The sequence below is a fragment of the Serratia sp. BW106 genome, assembly GCF_002607755.1.
In the GTDB taxonomy this organism is placed as follows: domain Bacteria; phylum Pseudomonadota; class Gammaproteobacteria; order Enterobacterales; family Enterobacteriaceae; genus Serratia; species Serratia proteamaculans.
Map to the genome: position 1 here is coordinate 1 of NZ_MCGS01000032.1, position 20229 is coordinate 20229.

Consider the following 20229-nt stretch of genomic DNA (forward strand, 5'->3'; position numbering starts at 1 on the left):
TAAGTTGGAGTCATTACCCAACGTTGCACCTGAATTTAACCGTTCCTGAATTGAACGCGGAACCCGACCAACACCAGACCATTTTTTAATGGAGTCACCGTCTCTGTACTGATATTTCATCCGGCGGCGGGATTTTGTTTTTATCGCCGCTGCGGTTATTAATTCTTCTGGTGAAAAACCCTCACTGACAATCAGTGCTAATAACTCGCTGCGCTTTTCGTTGCGTAATTGAATGGCTTCTTGTTCTTTTTCCTGCTGCGCCTCCCACTCGCTGATATGCACCTCAAGTTTATTTTGCAGGTCGGTTAATAGCGCGTAGTCGCACCGTTTAATAAACTGGTTCATATTGCGACCAGAGGATAGATAGGTGTAAACATCTTGATATTTAATGTCTGACATAATGAAAGTTACCTAAGCTAATGGGGAGTGGCGGCATGACGCCGCCATATAGGTGAAAGGCTTATTTACGTGGTGGAAACTCAAACGCAGTTTGCCCGGTGGCCTTATCTTTTAGCACCACGAACGCCGAGAACGGCTTACCCGCTTTGCTGGTAAAGCCTTTAATCTCTGCGCTTTTACCTTTACTGATGATGGTTTCAACCTGATTCTTGGTCAGGTTTTTACCCGCTATTGTCGGCCAGATTTTAAAGTCGCACTGAGTACAGCGGAATATTTTAGGGGTCACAATGATGCTGCTACCGCAGGACGGACAGGGTGCGTTTAATCGCTCAAACTGACTCTTTTCACTTTTTTCTTTATCGCTGGCCGTCACGTTGACTGCGCTGACATCGACGTGTTGAAGCTGCTCCGCAATAAAGATTTCCAGCTCGTCTAAAAACGCATCGCAGGTCATTTTCCCCTTTTCGATCTGCTGTTGCTGCTCGTGCCAGAGTGCGGTCATATCGGGTTCGATAGCGATGGAGGGCAGGGCATGAATAAAGCTGATGCCTAATTCCGTGGGGATAAGCTTCTTTTTTTCCACGGTATAAAAGTTGCGGTTCAGTAAGGTTTTTAACATTTCGGCGCGGGTTGCCGGTGTGCCGATCCCGCCATTTTCCCCCTCAGTGTCTTTGTCCCGGCTGACTAATAAAGCTTTAATACGCGGGTCTTTCACATATTTTGCCACGCGCTGTAAATCACGTAACAGCGTGGCTTCGGTATAAAGTGGCAGTGGTTTGGTTTTCTCCGCTTTGACGGTGACGGTTTTACAGGTTCCGGCATCGTTCACGCTTAGTGCCGTTAATACGGAAAATAAGCCATCGCCATTATCTTTCCCTGGCTCACTCTCGCCGTCGCCGCTTTCAGCGTCGCTGTCGCTCTCTTGTAAAAGCGCCGTCCAGCCCATCCCGGTTGTTTTCCTGGCACTGGCCGTGAAGGTGTTGCCCGCTGCGCAAAAACTGACGCTGGCCGCCAGATACGTTTTTTCCGGTAAGAATTGAGCCAGGTACTGCGTGGCAATCGCGGTGTATACCGCGCGTTCGTCCTGGCTCATTTTTGCTGTATCGGGCGCGGTGCCGGTCGGGATAATCGCGGTATGCGCTCCGACTTTACCTTCATTAAAGGCACGGTTTTTTCTGTTGCTGTCGAGGTCGGCCAGAACTTGCGGGGGAAATGTGCCGCTTAATGCTGCACTCACCGCCGCGATAGTCTGAGGCGCATCATTAAACTGTTCGTTATTCAGGTATCGACAATCTGAGCGGTTATAGGTGATCGCCTTAAAGTTATCGCGCAGCGATTGTGTAACGGCCAGCGTTTTTTCAGCGGGCAGACCGTGCTCACGGCTCATGTGAACCTGCAAATCTAACAGCGAGAAGGGCAGCGGTGCCGGTGATGTTTTCGGTTCGGTCTGTGCCTGTGTCACCGTGGCGGGTTGGTGCTGTGTAGTACTGGCGATATTATCAGCGTAGTGCTTATCGATAATGCGTTTTTTATCGTCCGTAGGGGCATCGTCTGGTACGGAAAATCTCGCCGGTATCTCACCTCCGTCGCAACGGGTCAGGTCAAAACCGTTAATCATAAAACCGGCGCTGACAGCGTAATAAAACGCTGCCGCATGGTTTTTGAAGGCTTCATAACGGTGAACGATCAGACCCAGTATCGGTGTTTGTACCCGACCAACCGATAACACATCTTTGCCGCCTTTTTTACGGGCGGCGAGGGTGTAACCACGGGTCATATTGAAGCCAAAGAGTTGATCGCCAACGCTTCTCGCTAATGCGCTTTGGGATAATCCGTAAAACTCGCTGTTGTCGCGTAACTGCGTCAGCGCTTGTCGCGCTTTCTCCGTGTTCAGGTCATTGATAAGGACGCGCTTCACCGGTTTTTTCGTGCCGGTGTACGTCAAAATTTCATCAATTAAAAGCTGGCCTTCGGCGTCGGGATCTCCAGCGTGAACAATCTCACTCGCCTTCTCAATCAGCGCCGCTACCGTTTTAAACTGGCCTGCGGTGCGCTCAATCGGCTGGTAGCGGTGCGGTCGCAGTTTCAGCGGTAAATCGGCCTCGTTCCATTTTTCGTAAGCGGGGTTATGACTTTCAGGCTTGACCAGCTCGAGCAGGTGGCCTGATCCCCACGTCACCACGTCGGTGCCACATTCGATATAACCGCCACGGTTTACACCGTTGCCCAGGGCAAGGGCGATCACTTCACCCAATCCTTTCTTTTCTGCGATAAAAAGTCTCATGATTACCCCCTGATCCGCCCGAATTGACTGATGATTTTGGCTATAGCTGCCGGGTCTGCGGCTTTGCATTCCCCCAAAAGCGCTTTACGCATGTTTGATGTCTTCGATGGGTCAAACCGGCCTTTCTTCTTAAAAGAATTAATGTTGAAAAAGGCTTTTTCGGCACTGCTGCATTCACTGCCGCCGCTATTACCGGTTACTTTGCCGAACATACACAGGACGACCTCGCACGGGTCAGCAGCAAATGAAGGCGCAGAAAAGCCAGCGGTCAGGCACAGGAGTGCCGCCGCGATTGCGGTTTTTTTCATAACGTTTTATTCCTTGAGGTGGTTTTGAGACAAACAAAAGACGGCTAACGCCCTCTGGTTGTTCAACGCCGGAAAAACAGATTGAAAATCTGTCTCACCGCCGTTATCGGGAAAAATAAATGTCGGTGGTGTTGCAGGTCAGGCAGTGAGTTTTTGGAAGATAAGAGATAAGCCCTTGTGTACCGTGTTGTCTCAACCAGGCTTTAGCAGCAAAGAACGCGGTCGCATCCGGCGCAGAGACGGCAATGTGTGGGGAATGAGCAACGGCATACCAGACATCAGGCGTCCAAATCTGCCCTTCATCCTGAAAATCCGTGATCACTCTCGACCACTGCCCGGACACGACCGGCGACGGTGTAACAACTGTATTTTCCTGCCATAAAGGCAATGTGCTGTTGGTCGGCGAAAGGGGCTTATCCCACTCGACGGCTGCCGGTTCGGGCGGGGATGAGCAGCCCGTGAGTACCAGCAATGCACTGAGTGCAACCAGCGGTTTAAAATGTTTCATTCCTGAAATTCTCCATCACACCGGCGCGATGCACCGGCTTAAAATAAATATCACCCATGCGGCGAATATCGCCGCTCACGTCAATGCTGGCGATGACATCAATGCTGTTCAATACCTTACGCAGCAGTACCGAATAGGGGATGTTCTGGCATTCCATGTTTTGATAACAGCGTTCCGCCAGCCCGTTAATGGCCTCTTCCGGGCTACCTGCGTGCAGAGAAGTGATCAGCCCTTCATGCCCCGAGCCGATGATTTTCAGACAGTCCCAGGCTTCACCTCCGCGCACCTCGGCCAGTAAAATACGGTCAGGGTTCATGCGGTAGTTTGCCCGTACCAGACTGGCTGGGGTCACAATGGCTTTTTCTCCCGCATCGGCGGGGTAAAAAAGATGCACGTAATTTTCATGGCCATAAAAGCGCGTCTCCGGGTTGTCCTCGATAGTCACCAGTCGCAGGTTGACGGGGATATACCCGATCATCGTTTTCAGGTAGGTTGTTTTCCCCGACCCCGTACCGCCCACGATGATGATGGTCTTGCCATATTCGACACACTTCTCCATAAAAGCGGGAATAGCTCCGGCATTGTATAAACGTAAAAGTTCGTCATCATGGCTTGCTGTTTTCTCCTTACCCGTGACCCGGTCGTAAAAGCCGCCGTCGATATAGGACTGGTGGGGAATTTGTATCAGGGAAGGCTTGCGGATAGTGATCGACACCGTATCTCGCTCACAAGCCGGAGGCATCACCACCTGGCAACGTTCGCCAGATTCGAGCGTGGCGGACAGCACTGGCGATGTATCATCAATATGGTCCCCCTGATAGTTGGCAAGCGCAGTGGCAAATGTCTGACACTGTGCCAGCGTGAGCGGAACGGCGTGTTTTTGCCACACTCCGCGGATTTTGGTAAACAGCTCTCCGGGGCGGTTTACCGCGATTTCGGTCAGGCCATCGAGGTGAAGAAAATCCCCGAACATGCGCTGTTTATGCTGGTCGAGTGAAATGTTACTGACGCCCATAATGCCCTCCTTATTTGAGTTTCAGGCTGTAGACGCCTGAAAAATCGATGTCTGAACCGGTCATGATGCCGATGATATCGCCCTGATTTTTGTAGATGGTTGGCGGGATATTGATGCTGTTATCCAGCGCCGTTTTTGCCATTTCAGCGGCGGCAGCGCGTGAATTTTCCGTGTAATCGGTATTGCGGTCTTTCGACGGGGCGGAACTTGCCGCCGCTGCGGCTACGTCCTGCACGGTACTTAGCATCATTGCGTTGCCGAAACGCTCCCAGAAATGCGTGTCGATCCAGCCATCAATACCGGCCTCGCCGAGCTGGCCCACGACCTGAGAATCAACCATCGGGATTTTTAGCCTGTCCGGGGTTCTGAGTTCCGTCCACATCACGAACATCCTCGCCTGGCCGTGATTGAGTGTGCCGGTCTTGTAGACGCCACGGGCGCGGGTGCCTGCTGGTATCAGCCGTACATGGGTGCTTTCACTGTAAACGTCCTCAGATATCAGGCAGGAAATACGCCCGGCAACGTCGGACACAAAGCGGGTTTGAAGCGTACAGGGAATATAGGTATCGACCGGAATATACAAATCCGGGTCAAGCCGCATACGTTGTACGCCGGTTACGGTGGAAACTGCCGGTGCCACACCAGGTGATGCCTCCGCCCCGACAGGACAGGCCAGCTTTCCGCTGGCATCCATGACCAGCGGCACCGTGCAAGGTGTATAAGGTTGCGCGGTCGCGGGAGATACGCTGTGCTCTGTGGTACTGCGTTCAGCCGTGCGCGAAACTGTGGCGGTTTGGCTGCTGCTTTGCGTGCTGGCCATCGCCGCCAGTGCCATAGACTTGTTAAATGAGACGGGCGGAGCGGCGGCACGAGGAAGGTTTGTTGTGGTATCGGTCGAAGCTGTGTCCTGCAACCCCAGCGGGTTTTCAGCCATTCCCATGCCCTGACGTTTCCGTCCGTAACTGACATCATCCGGTGCCGTTTTTGCCTGTTCAGCCTTGGGGGCTGGGGCGCTCATGAAATGGTTATAAGCCCAGTCACCCATCCAGGCTAATACGATAAGCGCCGCTAAAAGCAGTATTCCCAGCGTCATAAGACGATTTTTACCGCGCTTTTTGAGGCTGTTTACCTCGGGTTGGTCGGGTTTAACGTCCTCCACCGGCGCAGACTCTTTACGCTGTGCCTGCGCCCGTTCGCGTGCTTCAACTTCCAGCTCGGCCACCGTTTTTTCTCTCTCGGATGAAGGGTTTTCGCTCCCATCGAGAGGCGTTGGGTTTTGCGTATCCGTCATGGTTTTTCCTCCAGTTTAACCGCCGGTGAAACGGTGCTGCCGTTGCTGACCGTTGCCAGACCAAATCCCTGATTAACAATGCCCACCACGGCGTCGCCGTAGCGTAAGACCAGCTTTGGAGCCAGCGAGTGAACGACCATCACGCGATAGTTTCCCTGTTGCGAGAACGACGGGATGGTCGTTTGTTCTTTGCCGTTGACGAGCAGGAAGGGACTCGGGATCTTTTTCAGCGGTGAAAAGCCCAGGTAAGTGAAGCGGCCATCGTCATAGGCAAAGTCCGGCATAGCCATTTCACTGCCCTGCTTCACACGCTGCGCATAGTTCCAGTTTCGCGGTGTAGTGGCGGCATTAAACGCTTTGGCGATGCGGCTTTTTTCCTGCGCCTCCGTCAGCTCCTTTTGCCGCGCCTTCACGGCTTCCATGCTGGCCTTACGGCTGGCCTCGGGATAATTCCAGGTCACAACAAACGCCAGACTGCTTGCCGGTGCGCCTTCATCGAGTACGTTAAGTTCCAGGCTGTAGAAGTGTGCCGACGTGGTGACAAACAGGTTGGTTTTCCAGTCTTTCGACTCGGGTAAAAATGCCTGCTGGGCGGTTGAGCCGTCCGCATCCGTCACCGGCTGCGTGATGGGGGCGGGGCGAATATAGACGCGGTTCGCCTCCTTTGTTACCGCCCATCCTTTAATGAAGCCGACTTCGGTACTGATCACCGCTTCATCATCGGCAAAAACTAACGTGGTGACGTAACCGGCGCGGGTGTTGATCACCGTGCTGTTTTGCACGTTGTACGCCACCTGCTGCATACGGCTGTCGTACCGGCTACCCTGCGGGGTTGCGGCTCCCCACGCCGATGAGCAGAGCATCAAAGTGAGAATGACGAATAGATTACGCATTATTCTTTCCTCAGTTCTTTGTCACGCTGGTAACTGGTGACGATGAAGCCCAGCGGATTACTCTCACGCTGCGCGTCAGTCAGCGCCTTGTGTGGCACGTAGTGGTATGTCAGACGAACGTTCCAGAATTCGACGCGCGTAGCGCCGTCAACAACGTGGCGGATGGTTCTTTTCAGTCGGAGGGTTGCCAGCATATCGGGCGCGGTAGCCTGGCTGATGATATTGGAAATGACCTCAGTTTCCACCACGTTAGCCGCATTCTGATACACCTTGTCGGGTGCATCCTGTCCGGCGAACCAGGCAAGATAGTCCGCATTGACCTGTCCGCTGTTAAAGAGCTGCACCGTGTCATAATTGCTTTGCAGGGCGAAATAGTTGTATCCCTCCCGGAGCGTGGCGTAATTGGCGGCGAAGGCTTTCGCCATTGCCTCCTCGGTCGCAATGTCTTTTTCTTTCACTCGGGTGACGTATTCCGCCCGCCCGCTGTGGCTGTCTACGGTGTAAAGTTCGACCTCCGTGTGTTTTAGCGGAAGCATGACAATGACGGCCACAACGGAAAGTAAGGCAAATACCGTGGCGACGGCGGCGATAACAAAGGCGAGTTTTTTAGCCCGCGCATCGCGTGTCAGCATCACTTTTTCAAACGACTGCGAGGCATTCAGCATTTTTTGTAATTCAGACATTATTCACCTCCTGCATAACGGAAGCGGAATTAACGGGTTGAAGGTCGCCGGAAACATCCGGCGGGAAATGGTTTTGCTGTGCGCAGCCCGCAAGGGTGCACAACATCATAAATATGATGAAGCGTTTCATGGTTTAGGTTCCTGAAAGGATTAAAAAGTAATGAGTCGTGCGATGGGAACAGGTGTGGCGGGATATCTGCTAGTTCTGGGCTTTCATTTTCTCCACTGCGGCTTTTGCCGATGCTTTGGCATTACTGGCCGATGAGCCTTTGAGGTTATTCGCTGCCTTATCGCCAATACTGCCTAAAGCATTCCCCACGGGCTTTCCTACGGTACTTGCGGCTTTTTTCGCTGCGCCCCCGCCTGCCATTAGCCCCATTTTAGCCGCGCCCTGTACCACACCCTGTACGCTAGCCCCTGCCAGTGAACCGGCAATTTTTGCCGATAACCAGACTACGAACCCGGAACCGATACCGGCAAGGCAACACTGTGCGGCCAGCGTTACAATGTTGTTGGCATTAGCCCCGACGCTTGCTTTGTCCAATATGTTACTAAGGTATTCAATCGCGATCCGTAAAGATAAGGCCGAAAACATGAGGGTCAGGATAGCGGTGAAGATTACCTGGAGCCAGTTATTGAACATCGGTCGCAGAAAACCGTAGATAAGGCAGAAAATGAATATGGGTGCCGTTGTTGTCATTAATAACAGCATTATTTCAGCCCCCATATTAACAATGGTGGCGATAATTAAGGCTACTATTGTTCCCCCCCAAACTAATAGCTCAGCAATGCCGCCATTGAGTTGCACATAGGTTGAATTATCTAGGTTAAATAAGGTTTGCCCCAGCGTCTGAGCTTTACTCCAAAGTGTATCTAGTAAAACCCAGACATTTTCACTTCCGCTGAAACCATCTTTTAAACCGTTAATGGCAGCAACCGAGGCGTCTAGGTAGCCATCTGCATTAGTGACAAATGCTAGGATGATCCCCATTCGCGCCAAGTCCCACGCTACGTCCTCTACCGGGGTATGTAGCTTCCCCGCCAGTGTCTGATAGCCACGCCAAAGAATGTACAAAGTGGCAGAACCGGTAACTAATCCTGCCATCAGCGTTGAATACAGGGACATTTGCCCCTGTAAAACACTGTTTAAGCCATTCATTACAGCGGCATCCATTCCAGAGAAAACACCTTCGCTACTCATGACTTTTATTCTCTGGATGCATCCTGCTTTTTACGTACTCTGTTTGCACTTTTTGTAGTCCAGCTACAACGTCAGGCTCATTCATTGACCTTTTGGAAGCATTCACAACAGGGATGCACCGCTCACTGCTGAATGTTTGGGTTTTCAAACAATCGGCATAGTCTTTTATTAATTCGTCATGATGAGCCATATACCACTCTTCAGTTTTTTTCTCTTCACAACCACCTAAAGCAAACAGGCTTAAAACAAGCAGGGAGGATAAAATAGTGCGGTTATTAATCGTCATATGAAAAATCCTTGTCATAAGTTGTTTAAATCAGCTACCGGCGCACTCAGTTGTTGCTGTCGGTGGGCTTTTTGTCGCTGCGATGTCAGCATTTGATCACGCAGTTCCGACTGTTTCACGCTCATTTCCCACTGCGTGGTCAGCGCGTTTAACTGTACACTTTTTGACGTTATGGTGTTCGCCAAATCCTGTGACTCTTTAGCGTCTTGCGACATTTCTATACGACTTACAAGGGTAGAAATATCACTCACCGTACTGTTGATCTTCTCCTGTACCGCAGTGGTATCTTCGACGGCCACCGCCCGGTTAATGACGATTTGTTTACAGGTATCAGCATAGCTTTGTGTCTGCGTAGCATCACAGGTGTCAAACATCTTGTACTTGCTATACAAGCCGTTTAGCGCACTGCTGTATGACCCGCCGGAGTTCGTCAGCAGGTCGTTGAGTGAAATGCCGTTTTTTTGCAGGTTTTTAAGGTCATTCGACAGCCCCTTAGCCTGGCTCAAAAAGTCCTGCACGTTGCGTACGCCGGTCGCGGTCGCCAGTTGCGATTTGTAGGCATTAAGCTGGGATTTATACTGTTCCACCGTTTTAAGCCAGTTTTGGGCGTCGGTCGCGTATTGAATCTGACGTAATGGATCAGCATCAACCATGACAGGAATACCGGCATAGGCTGTCAGTGATGGACACAGCAAAGCCCCCGCAATATAGGCGGCAGACAGAGTTTTCAGTTTCATGTTATTTCCTTTCAGAGTGCGAGTTGCAGGTAGCGTTCCAGCCAGTCGTCCGGCTTCATGCCGTCCTGAAACACAGAGTCAAAAATTTCGAGGTTGTCAGCGCTGCTACTTAACACTTTTGTATAAGTACCAAGCCCGGACAGGTCAAGGGTGACGAGTGCCGCAAAGTTGCGTAAGTCACCTTTTTTCAGAGGACTTTTCACTATCACGAACTGGCGTGACAGCGGATCGAGGTTCTTGATGATATCGAAGATTTCCGGGGCGACTTTCAGGCCGTCAACATAGTCTTTGCGGTCAGCCTTCGGGTTTGCCGTAAAGATTTGCGTGCCGCACTGCTCCACCACGGCAGGAGATATCGGGTTAATCAGTATTTCAGCCGGTGATTGTGTGCCAGGAATAAACACGCCATTCAGTTTGCGGATGACTTTCAGCACGTTAAAGGCGAAATCAGAAAAGACCGGGTCGTTGAGCCATTTCCAGAATTCATCCATGAAGATCACCAGGCGTCGCCCGTCGAGCAAGCTGGTGACGCGATACAGCAGGTAAAACGAAATCGGCGCACACACGTCGGCATCGTCCAAAAATTCCGTGCCATCGATGCCGAAATTGTCGCATTCGCCAATATCAAAGGTGTCCAGGTCATTATCGAAAACCCAGCCGTATTCGCCACCCTGCGCCCACTGTGACAACCTGACGCGTAACCCGTTTTCCTGCGCTTCCTTCGTTGGCGGCTCGGTAAGGTTCTCCAACAGCCGGGTAATACCAAACCCACGGTGTTCAGCCGGTAGCTCCTTCATGACCGCATCCACTGCCTGACTAAGACGCAGCTCGTCGCGCGGGAACAAGGTTTGTCCGTTGCGGGTGCAGAGTATGCGCATCAGCTTCTTGATGAAGTTCAGATTGCGTTTGGTCGGTGGAAGCCGGAAGGGATTCCAGCTGGTAGGCTCACCGCTTTTCACCTTATAATACTGGCCACCCAACGCCCTTACGTTGAGTTCTGCCCCCCTGTCCTTATCAAAATAAACGGTAGTAAGACGCTGCGTTTTAGCCTGCGGCGAAAAACTCCGGGGTTGCCGATATTTCTGCATCATGACCTGAATGAATGCCATCAGCATTGTTTTGCCCGAACCGGCGGTGCCGATAACGCTGGTATTGCCTAGATTTTTCTCGTTGAAATCATCCTTATTGAGCATTGAGTTGTGCAGGTTCATGTAATACGCCCCGCCCGATGGGGTTTTGAGAACGCAAAGCGCTTCACCCCAGGGGTTCTTATCCCGTTTCCCCGTATAGAAGTTATGGAATGACGCCAGTTCTGCAAAATTCTGGCTGCTGATGGGGACAAGTCGCGGCCTTAGCGTGTACACCCCCGGCATTTGTGCCAGGTAGGCAGCGGGCAGCGACAACGTGGAGAGCGTCGGGGTGATACCCAGATCGGTGAAGGCGTTGATCAGGCTGTTTGTATCTTTAATCAGCCGTTCTGTACCGGGTGCCGATACCATCAGGGAAAAATGATATTTACCAAAGGCAATGTGTCCGGCCTGCAACATGTCCAGGGCAACAAATAAGTCTTCCTGCTGCGAAATGGCATCATCTTCCGTGCTGCGTAAACGCTTGGCCGTCTGCTTGATGTGCTTTTGCGCTTCATCTTTCGCCATACAGGTAAAAGACTGGGTGATCACATAGTCACACGGGGCATACAGCAACACGTTCATTATCCCGGTGAAGGATTCCGGCGCGTAGTCTTTCACTTCCAGCCCACGGAAGAAGGTCTTTCCGTTTACGTTATTGCTTTGCCCGGCATCGCCGGTGAAAAACAGGTCGGTTGTGCCGAGCGTTTCATAAAATGGCGTGCGCGTAACGGCTGTTTTCTGCCAGACGCCGCTTAACAGCCGCCGATAGAAAGACAGTTGCGACGAAAACACGCGGCCATTTTCTTCATACGCCCCGAGTTGGTTCGCGGTGAAACGCGACAGGGACGTGCCGACCGTCTGGCAGATCTCCAACATCTCTTTTAATGCACTGTCTAACGCATGTTGCTTCTGTCCGTCGGACATCCGTTTGCGCTCGACCTTATCCAGTCCGACAAAGGGCATATAACAGGCGGTGAAGAACAGGCGATTATGGCGGAAAGGATGGTTTTCAATCGTCGAGTAGTACCGTTCGCTGACCGTATCGGCAAAATCGTTACCCGAATGCCCGTCAAAGTGATCGTGGTACGTTTCACGGATATTGTGAACGTAAAACGTCACCGGTCGCCCTTCAAAGGACTTAATCAGGTTATTAAACTGACCAGACAGTATGTCGAGATTTTCTTCCGTATCACATTCAAACGCCGTTCCGCCAATTTCCCACGTTGCGATCAGGTCGCTACCTCGGGTTTTAATGACGTTTTCATGAATGTGCGACGAATACGGAATGTGCTTGGTGAGCGTGACCCGTTCGTTAAGTCGCATAGTGTTGATGAACTCCGTGATGTCTACGGCGTCGTAGTCGTTCGCCAGGAACGCCGTTGCGCCGTAGTGGGTGTTGCACGTCTTATTGCCCCGCGTTTTCAGTTTTAAAAAGGCTAATCCGAAAATGTGGGCATCCTTTCGAGCCATCTGGTTCATGACAAACCAGCTTACCGGCAGGAACAGCAACAAAAGTTTAGTGAGGTATATCGCCAGCAGGATAATTGCCCCACTGACGATAACTAACGGCACCATCGGAATGCCAAACAGCATAGCGGGGCGCGTCAGGGCTTTATTCAGCGTGACCATTTCCGCCCCTTAGCTCATCAACAGAGCGCCGATTTCTGCACCGCTGGCAATAAGAATGCCGCCAATGATGATCCCTTTACAGTCGTGAAGGCTTTTGCCGTCCCATAACACTTTGTAACCCACCCAGATAACAGCGATGGTAATGGTGACGATGGCCAGACCGGTGAGGCCAGACGAGATTTTTTCCAGCAACGTTTCGGCTTTGGCGAACCCGTCCGCGAATGCCGGTGAGGACATAGCAGCAGAGGCCGCGACAGCAGCAAGGTGAGCAGGAGCGTTTTTGATAGAGCGTAAAATTTTCATGATATTTCCTTATTTAGATGTAGTGACTACAAACTCCCCCCGCACAACCTGTGACGGGAAAGAAACGGGTGTAGCCTGGTTAGGTGACGCTTGCGCGCCGGAGGTGATGAGATCGCCGCGTACAATACCTTTGGGGTAACGTATCTGCGGCGTGGGTGCTGCATTGCCTGGTGTGGCGTTTTGCTTTTCTTGATCGGCCTTGCTGGAAGGCACGACATATTTTTGCGCGGGTTTGTAACCCATCCGCTGTACATAGCTGGTTTTGGAAAATGCGGCTTCGGGCTTCTGGCCGGTATCAAAGTTGCCGGAGTAATAGCAACTCAGCGCCCTTTTCAGGGTGCCGCCCCGGAGGTAGCAGTCAGTGATGATTTTTTCGAAGACGGTCAGGTTGGTGCAGGGATTAAACAGTTGTTTTGCAGTGACACCGTAACGGGAAAAATTAGCCTGGTTGATTTGCATCAGACCAACTGAGTAATTTTTACCTTTCGCCTTGAGCTGGTCGATATGATCAAGAGCGTCATTTATGTTGCTGGGGAAAAGCCCTTTTTTCTGGCCGACAACCCCGATAGCAAAGGGATTCAAGCCAGATTCGACCCTAGCTACATCATGCGATGTATCCGGGTGAATGGTTGGGGCGCATTGCATGGCCAGAGTCAGAAGCACGGCGGATGAAATCATTTCTCCTCCTATTAGATGGTTTATTCCTCTTCAGCGGGGGGAGCCTTCTGCAACTGGTTAAGCAGTGAGGCATGGCCTTTTTTGGTGAATTCATCAATCAGGTAGTGAAGGAATGTTGTTGTCTTGATATTGGTGTTGGATAAATAACTGATTTCACGAGCATGTTTTGCTAACAGTTGGTAACGCTGTTGTCCGATATAAATCACCGACGTACTCGTTGGCTCGCCCAACTTCTTTTTCGGCATGGGGATGGTTACTCCTATTAAAAAGACACCGCAGGGTATCGCCCGCAGTGCTGGTATGTATAAAAAATGAGGTCGGGTTTAAGGGTTAGACGATTGCAGCAGGTGTGAAAAAGCAACCTGCCGTTGTTCTATCGACTTGATAAGCGAGATTTCCTGAATTTTTAGCAGCAAAGTGGACGAGATATTACGGCACTCAATAGCTTGATCGTCATTGTTCAACGCAATCAGCCGAGCGCATTCAATCGCTGATATCACTTTCTGGGGAACGGTGCAGGCATCGGAACCGAAGCGAATGAAGCCGACAGCCCCAGGGATAGACGAAATTGTTGAGGTGTGGATTTTATTGATATCAAAAGAGAGGAACAAATAATTAGGGAACAACACTTTTTCCTCGATCCGAACCGAATTGCAGTCGGTTCGGTGAGAGACTCTTACATAGCGAGGGCAAAAAACACTAACCCCTAATCCATTGACTCTTTTAGTGATTTTACCAACATCCTGAGCCTTGCAGTACAGCACATACCATAAGTTCATGTTCCCATCCTTGTGGGCACAAGCCCCCATTTTCCGCCGTGCTAGCTTGGCGGAAACTAGAACGAGCGTACTCATAAACATGATAAAACAACTGTATATAAATACAGTAATGTTATTATATTCAGTTGTTTTGGTGTGTCAATCTAAAGAGTCTTAGAGATTACATTACTTTATGATACAAAATCAACCATGATTCGTATTGTGGACATTGATATCGAATGCGCCTTGTAAGATTAGACTCCCAAAAAGGGGGTGAACATGGTGCCGAAAAGATTGCGAGAAGCGCGAGAGGCTGCGGGGATATCGCAAGAAAAATTATCTCAACTTATTGATATAGATGGTAAAAACTCAAGATCGAGGTTGTCGAGTTACGAAGTCGGAAGGACGGAACCCCCTTTTAGCTTGGTAGTTAAAATCGCAAGACTGCTGGATTATCCTGAGTATTATTTTTATACAGTGGATGACGATATGGCTAAGAATATGCTTGAGGTGCATCGTAATAGGGTTAACCCAGAAGAAAACCTTCAATACTATACTTTGGAGGAAAATAAAAAATTACGTAAACAGAATGAAGAAGCCAGAAAATTATTAAAACAACTAAACGAGTGCTTGAAAGACTAGCCAGCACAGCTCGCCGCAGCCTTTGATTGAGGCGGAGCGCAGCCATAGGCGAGCACTGAACACTCAAAGCGAGGAAGCGGAATTTTCACTGAATTAACAAAGAAATGCGTTCACTCTGAATCTACATAGACAAGAGAAAACACCTGTTGATATTCACAATATTAATAATGTTTAGACTCAATATCTCTATGAATTGATTAGGTAAATTAGATATGTTCTTTGCGGGATCTTTTGGTGGGGGAATTGATCGTTGCTTCACTACGTGGTAATTTACCTGCGTTTACAAGTATTCATACGGGTGGGACGTTCCCGGTAATAGCGTCTAGGGAAAGGGTGATAGGGGCAAAAGCCACACCCTGAATGCAAAAACCCCCTGAAATCCCAACTCGAACTTGGCGGAACGAAGGATATTCAGGGGGTCGAAAGCAGGCGCGGCGCCTGAAAAGGATTATAGCAAATGCGTAACCTAACACAACCCCCCCACACCGCCATAAGTGCTGGCGGGTGTGAATAACCAGATAAATTCTACCCAACAAAACCCAGACAAGCGTCATCGTGGCGAACATTCTACAGCCTGTAAATGTCCGTTACCGCTCTACGTGCGTCCGGCGCATTATAAACCTCTCAGTAAACAGCATGGTCGAGCCTTACGTAACCTTATGAGCCAGGACAAAACCTCTGGTGCCTGGGTTATTCGTCGTCGTGTTTCTGCCGATCCAATCTTCACTTTTTTGCGACCTGTCGCGGACAGAAAAAGAGCTTTCCGTGAAGTACGCCGGCGTTTGCTCGATGCATTGTTTGTGCTTTTCGTCAACAAAGCCGATCTTGCTACCGGTATTGTCACTATCAACATCACTAAGCTGGCTGAAGAACTCAGTCCACGGAATGAAGATGGCCAGATCATCCCTGAAACTGCCGTGACGGTATCCAGGGTGTCGCGTCTGATAGACGAATTGGCGAGGTTTGGCATAGTCCTTGCGCCTGAAACTGAGTGGGATTATGTGAACGGGTGCCGTTTTCCTAAGCATATAATCATTACAGAAGAAGGCTGGCGTCTTACCGGTGTGGATATGGACAAGCTACGAGCCGAGCAAGAAGAACGCCTACGCGCTATTGAGGACGGCATTCTACAACCCGGTGAGGCTATGACAGTAAAAGAAGCCCGTAAGCGCTGGTATGAACGTTGCCGCCATCAGACGATACTCAGCCGCCGTACACGCGCTATTGAGGGCAAACAACGGCGTAAGCTGGCCGAATTACCGTTCGATGAGCGAAAGCGTCAGGTGGCCGAGCGTATTTTCCGTGATATGAAGGGTGATATACACCATCTAACCCCTCAGCAGTTTGAAAAAATGGTCTGGACTCAGCTTTACCAGCTTGAACTGGTAAATATGGAGCAGCCAGGCACAGCCCCGCCTCACTAACCCGCCCTCTTTTTACTAATCCGATTCCCTGCGGAGGATGTTCGTTGTCCATCTGCTAAAACAGCTCGTTTTTTAGTCACTATTATCACGATAACCTCACCGATATTTGGTCAAAACCCCAATCAACACCGGCGTTATATCTTTTATGCACACTTACCTGCAAATAGGTAAATGGGACTATCTGCAATCAACCAATAGTTAGCTGCAAAACAATCAGGTCTTCGACCTACTTAACTTCATTAAAGATCTACTTATTCGCTGGATAAGTTCTGTGGATAACGGGGAAAACCGATAATGACCGCCCTTGCAGCGGCCAGATGGCCGCGCCGGTTCGGCATGGTCGCTATGCTCCCCAAAAGACTTTAAGTAGCACCTCCGGCCTTAGCCGGAGGCATGGAGTCAACGAGACGCAATGCAGCGAAAAGGCGCTTTTCGCCCTTACCTACTTCATCGCTAAAAGTAAGCTAAAAAACCAGTCTGGTAGGAAGGGGGCGAAATCCGTTTGGGTGTATTCGTTGACACCAGGAGCAAGTATTCCTATAATTGTGTTGATAGTTAACACAGGGGGCGTTATGGCCAGAACAACAAGCGTTACGATTGGCGAACAACTCGATTCGTTTATTAGTCGATTAATAGACAGTGGCCGTTACGGCTCTGCGAGTGAAGTTATGCGTTCTGCGCTGCGATTGCTGGAGCAACAGGAAACAAACGATGAAGTTATTCGTCAGGCTGTTATTGCTGGGCTGGAAAGCGGTGAAAGCTCGCTATCACTGCGGGATATTGCAGCACAAAGAAAACTGAGACATCGTGTATAAACTCACTGAACGGGCAGCAGACGACTTCGCCGGGATTTATGACTATACGCTCTTGAAATTTGGTGAAGCTCAGGCAGACCATTATACAGACGCACTTGAGGCATTTTTCGAGACACTGGCCGGAATGCCAGATATGGGACGTGACTACCATACCGTTCCTGGTGTGATGCGCATTGAATTTCAGCGACATGCCATTTTTTATACGGTTCGTGATACGGATATTCTGATTGCGCGTATTTTGCACCAACAGATGAACCATAAACGCCATTTACTGTAAGTCTAAACACGCTGCCGCGCTTTGCTTGGCCAACACCGATCTGGCACATAAAAAGTTTATGCACCAGATCAGTGTTCTCGGTAAGGATAGGTGTGTTTTTGAGTTAATGTGTTTTTACTCATTTGAGTCTTTTGGCTGTCATTTTCTTTCAGCCAATTATCGACCAAGTCCTTTATGGGGTTTGAGGGCCAATGATGTAAAAAACCACGCTAAGGAGGTAATTCATTGTTTAAATTGAGATTTAACGGCCTCAATTCCCCCTTCATAATATCCTCCGGTAGTGTGAACGTATAATGTCCCAGCATGTTGATATGACCATGCATCAGAGGCGAAAGCCGCGCGATATGTTCATCTTCTGGCCCTTCCCCAGTGCTACGCAGGTGCGACAAGGCTTCCTGCATATAAAGCGTATTCCACAGCACCACTGCGTTTGTCACCAGACCCAGCGCACCCAACTGATCTTCCTGCCCCTCGCGGTAACGTTTTCTGATCTCACCACGCTGACCGTAGCAAATGGCTCTTGCCACGGCATGGCGACCTTCGCCCCGGTTAAGCTGTGTTAGGATCCTGCGGCGATAGTCCTCATCATCAATATAGTTGAGAAGATACAGTGTCTTGTTAACTCTTCCGACCTCCATTATTGCCTGAGCAAGCCCTGACGGTCGGGTACTTCTCAATAGCGATCGAATGAGTTCTGACGCATGAATTGTGCCCAGCTTCAGCGAACCTGCAACCCGCATCATCTCATCCCAGTGGCTTTCGATTTTAGAAAGGTCAACACAACCCCGAGCCAGTTCGTCCAACGCCCCGTAATTCGCTGCTTTGTCAGCCCGCCAGAACACCGCCTCACCAGCATCCGCCAGACGAGGTGAAAATTGGTATCCCAGTAGCCAGAACAAGCCAAAGATAATGTCACTGGTACCTGCTGTGTCCGTCATGATTTCAACCGGGTTTAGTCCCGTTTGTTGCTCAAGTAGTCCCTCCAGCACAAAAATGGAATCCCGCAGCGTTCCAGGGATCACTATGCCATGAAAACCCGAATATTGGTCAGAGACAAAGTTGTACCAGGTAATGCCGCGCCCTGAACCAAAGTATTTTCTGTTGGGGCCAGAATTCACCGTTTTCACTGGTGTGACAAAACGCATACCATCAGCGGAGGCCACCTCACCGCCACCCCAGTATCCTGCCAACGCTAACGAGGACTGAAAATCAACCAGCCGCGCATTGGCGCTGACCAGCGTTTCTGCTCGGATGTAGTTCTGTTTCACCCAGCTCAGGCGATGGCGGGTCAGTGCAGGGATATTGTGCTTGATCAGCGGCTCATGTCCGATATTGCAGGCCTCAGCCAGCATCACCGCACACAGGCTTATATGCAGATCCTGCGCGCGGGCACCTGACTCGCTGACATGGCTGAATTCACGGGTGAAACCCGTTCTGGCGTCAATCTCAAGCAACAGTTCTGTCAGGTCAACGGGTGGGAGCAATTGTCTGACTCGGCTGCTCAGTCGTATCAGCGCCGGTGGCTCATCCAATTTATCCAGGCTGCTGATGGTCAGCGAAGGATGTTTACGGGGTCAGTTTGGAGATCGGAAATTTTTGTACGTTAAGCGCATTATTTAACCAATCTTGGTTCGTAAGGGGTTGATTTTGCGTCAGTGGCTATCGCTTTTAAGTTGTCGCTCTTGCAGTATCGCATTTAGGTTATCCGATTAAGGTCAAACCTCTGAAAATGCCGTATAGCGCGGGAGTACACCCTGACGCCATACTCAAAACGTGACGGCACACGATGAATGACATAACCTATATGCGATAGATTAAATGCAATAACCTAAATGCGATAACGTGGTGGAAAAGTGTTCATCAGAGCTTATTTAAGGGCATCGACGGAAGATCAGTTCGCCGATCGGGCAAAAGAGATGCTGGAGCAGTTTGTTCAGGAGCGGGGACATAAAATAGCCAGTTACTACCGGGAGAACATAAGCGGTACAAAACTCGACCGCCCGGAGCTGGGACGCTTACTGATGGACAGTCACCGCAATGATATTTTACTGGTCGAGCAAATTGACCGCCTGACCCGTCTGAGTAACAGTGACTGGATGACGCTGAAAAAGCAGATAGAACAACACGAACTGCGGATTGTCAGCCTGGATGTACCCACCTCATGGCAGGCGCTGTCAGATAAAGACCCTTCGCAGGCTGACCCAATCACCCGTGCCGTGATAACCGCCATCAATAATATGCTTATCGACCTGATGGCCGCGATGTCGCATAAGGACTGGCTGAGCCGCCGCCAGCGCCAGAAGCAGGGAATTGAACGGGCACATACACTGGGGAAATACCGGGGTAAACAGGCCGATCAGGAGCGACATCAGAAAGTCCTGTACTACCGACAGGTAAAGAAACTGAGTATCCAGGAAACGGCTGATGCTACGGGCTACAGTGCGTCACAGGTTTGCCGGATACAAGCGCTTCATAAAAATAATGAATCAACCTGAAAAGCTGAAATAACAGTGTTTATTTGCAGCCATGGCGTAATAGTTAGCGCCCTGTGACTAGCAGCGTGACGCATCATCTATGTAAGTAAAGTCCGCTGCGTGCCAGGAGCGGACATCATAAACTGCCAATCATATTGATTACTTGATGACGGCTCTGAATCATGAAAAGCACACTTAAAATGGGTGCGGGTTGCAGGGAGGAAGCCACAGTTCAAACCAACTTGGTAACGGCGGGAACAGGCCAAACTTGAATTACTTCAGAATATTCAGGCTCTCGTGCAATGATAAAAGATCTTCCGGCGTTCTTTTACCGTCCACGGCATTGGTAAAATAGTTATAATCGGGGTTAATCAATTTCTGTAGTTTCGCTCCGTAGTTCCCGGAGTACTGCGCCTGCTCAATCGCCGGAAGTGTTTTTAAGTTGCATCCATCGGTTGAATTCACAGCTCATAGGGTAATGACTCCAACTTACT

22 protein-coding genes and 1 pseudogene are annotated in these 20229 nt (G+C 50.2%); 5 read left to right on the top strand and 18 right to left on the bottom strand.

All coding sequences use genetic code 11. The features are described 5' to 3' along the window. The 17 genes from BEI65_RS20120 to BEI65_RS20195 form a co-directional block, all read right to left on the bottom strand. The coding region (locus tag BEI65_RS20120; protein WP_099064835.1) for an H-NS family nucleoid-associated regulatory protein at positions 1 to 399 on the bottom strand (399 nt) is incomplete at its 3' end. A 61-nt stretch (positions 400 to 460) separates the two neighbouring features. Continuing rightward, positions 461 to 2683 carry a type IA DNA topoisomerase gene (locus BEI65_RS20125; RefSeq protein WP_099064836.1) on the bottom strand — a complete coding sequence of 741 codons (2223 nt, stop codon included), beginning with the start codon at positions 2681 to 2683 and terminating at the stop codon, positions 461 to 463. A 2-nt stretch (positions 2684 to 2685) separates the two neighbouring features. Beyond that, positions 2686 to 2991, bottom strand: a complete 306-nt coding sequence (locus tag BEI65_RS20130; RefSeq protein WP_050296638.1) for a conjugal transfer protein — start codon at positions 2989 to 2991, stop codon at positions 2686 to 2688. 103 nt (positions 2992 to 3094) lie between these two features. Next, positions 3095 to 3499: a cag pathogenicity island Cag12 family protein gene (locus BEI65_RS20135; protein ID WP_087816136.1), complete on the bottom strand. Its 405-nt coding sequence runs from the start codon at positions 3497 to 3499 to the stop codon at positions 3095 to 3097. After that, entirely contained in the window at positions 3486 to 4514 is a 1029-nt protein-coding gene (virB11, locus tag BEI65_RS20140) for a P-type DNA transfer ATPase VirB11 (RefSeq protein WP_050296636.1), read from the bottom strand. The genes BEI65_RS20135 and virB11 overlap by 14 nt, the downstream gene beginning before the upstream one ends. A gap of 10 nt (positions 4515 to 4524) precedes the next feature. Further along, the gene (gene virB10 / locus BEI65_RS20145) at positions 4525 to 5805 is read right to left on the bottom strand and encodes a VirB10/TraB/TrbI family type IV secretion system protein (RefSeq protein ID WP_099064837.1); all 1281 of its coding nucleotides are present in this window, start codon (positions 5803 to 5805) and stop codon (positions 4525 to 4527) included. Next, a complete protein-coding gene (virB9, locus tag BEI65_RS20150; RefSeq protein ID WP_117343855.1) occupies positions 5802 to 6698 on the bottom strand; it encodes a P-type conjugative transfer protein VirB9 in 897 nt (298 codons plus the stop codon). The genes virB10 and virB9 overlap by 4 nt, the downstream gene beginning before the upstream one ends. Next, the gene (locus tag BEI65_RS20155; protein ID WP_032490880.1) at positions 6698 to 7381 is read right to left on the bottom strand and encodes a virB8 family protein; all 684 of its coding nucleotides are present in this window, start codon (positions 7379 to 7381) and stop codon (positions 6698 to 6700) included. Before BEI65_RS20155 ends, virB9 begins: the two co-directional genes overlap by 1 nt. Next, entirely contained in the window at positions 7374 to 7511 is a 138-nt protein-coding gene (locus BEI65_RS27025) for a hypothetical protein (protein WP_032490879.1), read from the bottom strand. The genes BEI65_RS20155 and BEI65_RS27025 overlap by 8 nt, the downstream gene beginning before the upstream one ends. 69 nt (positions 7512 to 7580) lie before the next feature. Next, positions 7581 to 8582: a type IV secretion system protein gene (locus BEI65_RS20160; RefSeq protein ID WP_032490878.1), complete on the bottom strand. Its 1002-nt coding sequence runs from the start codon at positions 8580 to 8582 to the stop codon at positions 7581 to 7583. Further along, positions 8575 to 8868: an EexN family lipoprotein gene (locus BEI65_RS20165; protein WP_032490877.1), complete on the bottom strand. Its 294-nt coding sequence runs from the start codon at positions 8866 to 8868 to the stop codon at positions 8575 to 8577. The genes BEI65_RS20160 and BEI65_RS20165 overlap by 8 nt, the downstream gene beginning before the upstream one ends. 14 nt (positions 8869 to 8882) lie before the next feature. Then, the gene (locus BEI65_RS20170; protein ID WP_040118342.1) at positions 8883 to 9605 is read right to left on the bottom strand and encodes a type IV secretion system protein; all 723 of its coding nucleotides are present in this window, start codon (positions 9603 to 9605) and stop codon (positions 8883 to 8885) included. A gap of 11 nt (positions 9606 to 9616) precedes the next feature. Further along, positions 9617 to 12364, bottom strand: coding sequence for a VirB3 family type IV secretion system protein (locus BEI65_RS20175; protein WP_099064838.1), 2748 nt, complete (start codon positions 12362 to 12364; stop codon positions 9617 to 9619). Between the two features lie 9 nt (positions 12365 to 12373). Next, positions 12374 to 12667, bottom strand: a complete 294-nt coding sequence (locus BEI65_RS20180) for a TrbC/VirB2 family protein (protein ID WP_032490874.1) — start codon at positions 12665 to 12667, stop codon at positions 12374 to 12376. A 9-nt stretch (positions 12668 to 12676) separates the two neighbouring features. Continuing rightward, a complete protein-coding gene (locus tag BEI65_RS20185; RefSeq protein WP_032490873.1) occupies positions 12677 to 13345 on the bottom strand; it encodes a lytic transglycosylase domain-containing protein in 669 nt (222 codons plus the stop codon). A gap of 20 nt (positions 13346 to 13365) precedes the next feature. After that, positions 13366 to 13590 carry a hypothetical protein gene (locus tag BEI65_RS20190; RefSeq protein ID WP_008815931.1) on the bottom strand — a complete coding sequence of 75 codons (225 nt, stop codon included), beginning with the start codon at positions 13588 to 13590 and terminating at the stop codon, positions 13366 to 13368. A gap of 78 nt (positions 13591 to 13668) precedes the next feature. After that, positions 13669 to 14124: a transcription termination/antitermination NusG family protein gene (locus BEI65_RS20195; protein WP_016361119.1), complete on the bottom strand. Its 456-nt coding sequence runs from the start codon at positions 14122 to 14124 to the stop codon at positions 13669 to 13671. 258 nt (positions 14125 to 14382) lie between these two features. On the opposite strand from BEI65_RS20195, the gene BEI65_RS20200 reads away from it, so the two are divergent. From BEI65_RS20200 to BEI65_RS20215, 4 genes are all read left to right on the top strand, one after another. Continuing rightward, positions 14383 to 14745 (top strand): helix-turn-helix transcriptional regulator, encoded by a 363-nt coding sequence (locus BEI65_RS20200; RefSeq protein ID WP_008815933.1) that lies wholly within the window; start codon positions 14383 to 14385, stop codon positions 14743 to 14745. A 506-nt stretch (positions 14746 to 15251) separates the two neighbouring features. Next, entirely contained in the window at positions 15252 to 16169 is a 918-nt protein-coding gene (gene repA, locus BEI65_RS20205) for a plasmid replication initiator RepA (protein ID WP_064645521.1), read from the top strand. A 572-nt stretch (positions 16170 to 16741) separates the two neighbouring features. After that, complete coding sequence (locus BEI65_RS20210; RefSeq protein WP_000124732.1) at positions 16742 to 16984, top strand: type II toxin-antitoxin system ParD family antitoxin; 243 nt, start codon at positions 16742 to 16744, stop codon at positions 16982 to 16984. Continuing rightward, complete coding sequence (locus BEI65_RS20215) at positions 16977 to 17261, top strand: type II toxin-antitoxin system RelE/ParE family toxin (RefSeq protein ID WP_000277490.1); 285 nt, start codon at positions 16977 to 16979, stop codon at positions 17259 to 17261. Before BEI65_RS20210 ends, BEI65_RS20215 begins: the two co-directional genes overlap by 8 nt. 209 nt (positions 17262 to 17470) lie before the next feature. Here the strand turns inward: BEI65_RS20215 and BEI65_RS20220 are convergent. Next, positions 17471 to 18829, bottom strand: a pseudogene (locus BEI65_RS20220) (Tn3 family transposase); the annotation flags it as partial. A 285-nt stretch (positions 18830 to 19114) separates the two neighbouring features. On the opposite strand from BEI65_RS20220, the gene BEI65_RS20225 reads away from it, so the two are divergent. Beyond that, entirely contained in the window at positions 19115 to 19756 is a 642-nt protein-coding gene (locus tag BEI65_RS20225; protein ID WP_099064839.1) for a recombinase family protein, read from the top strand. The last annotated feature ends 473 nt before the right edge of the window (positions 19757 to 20229 follow it).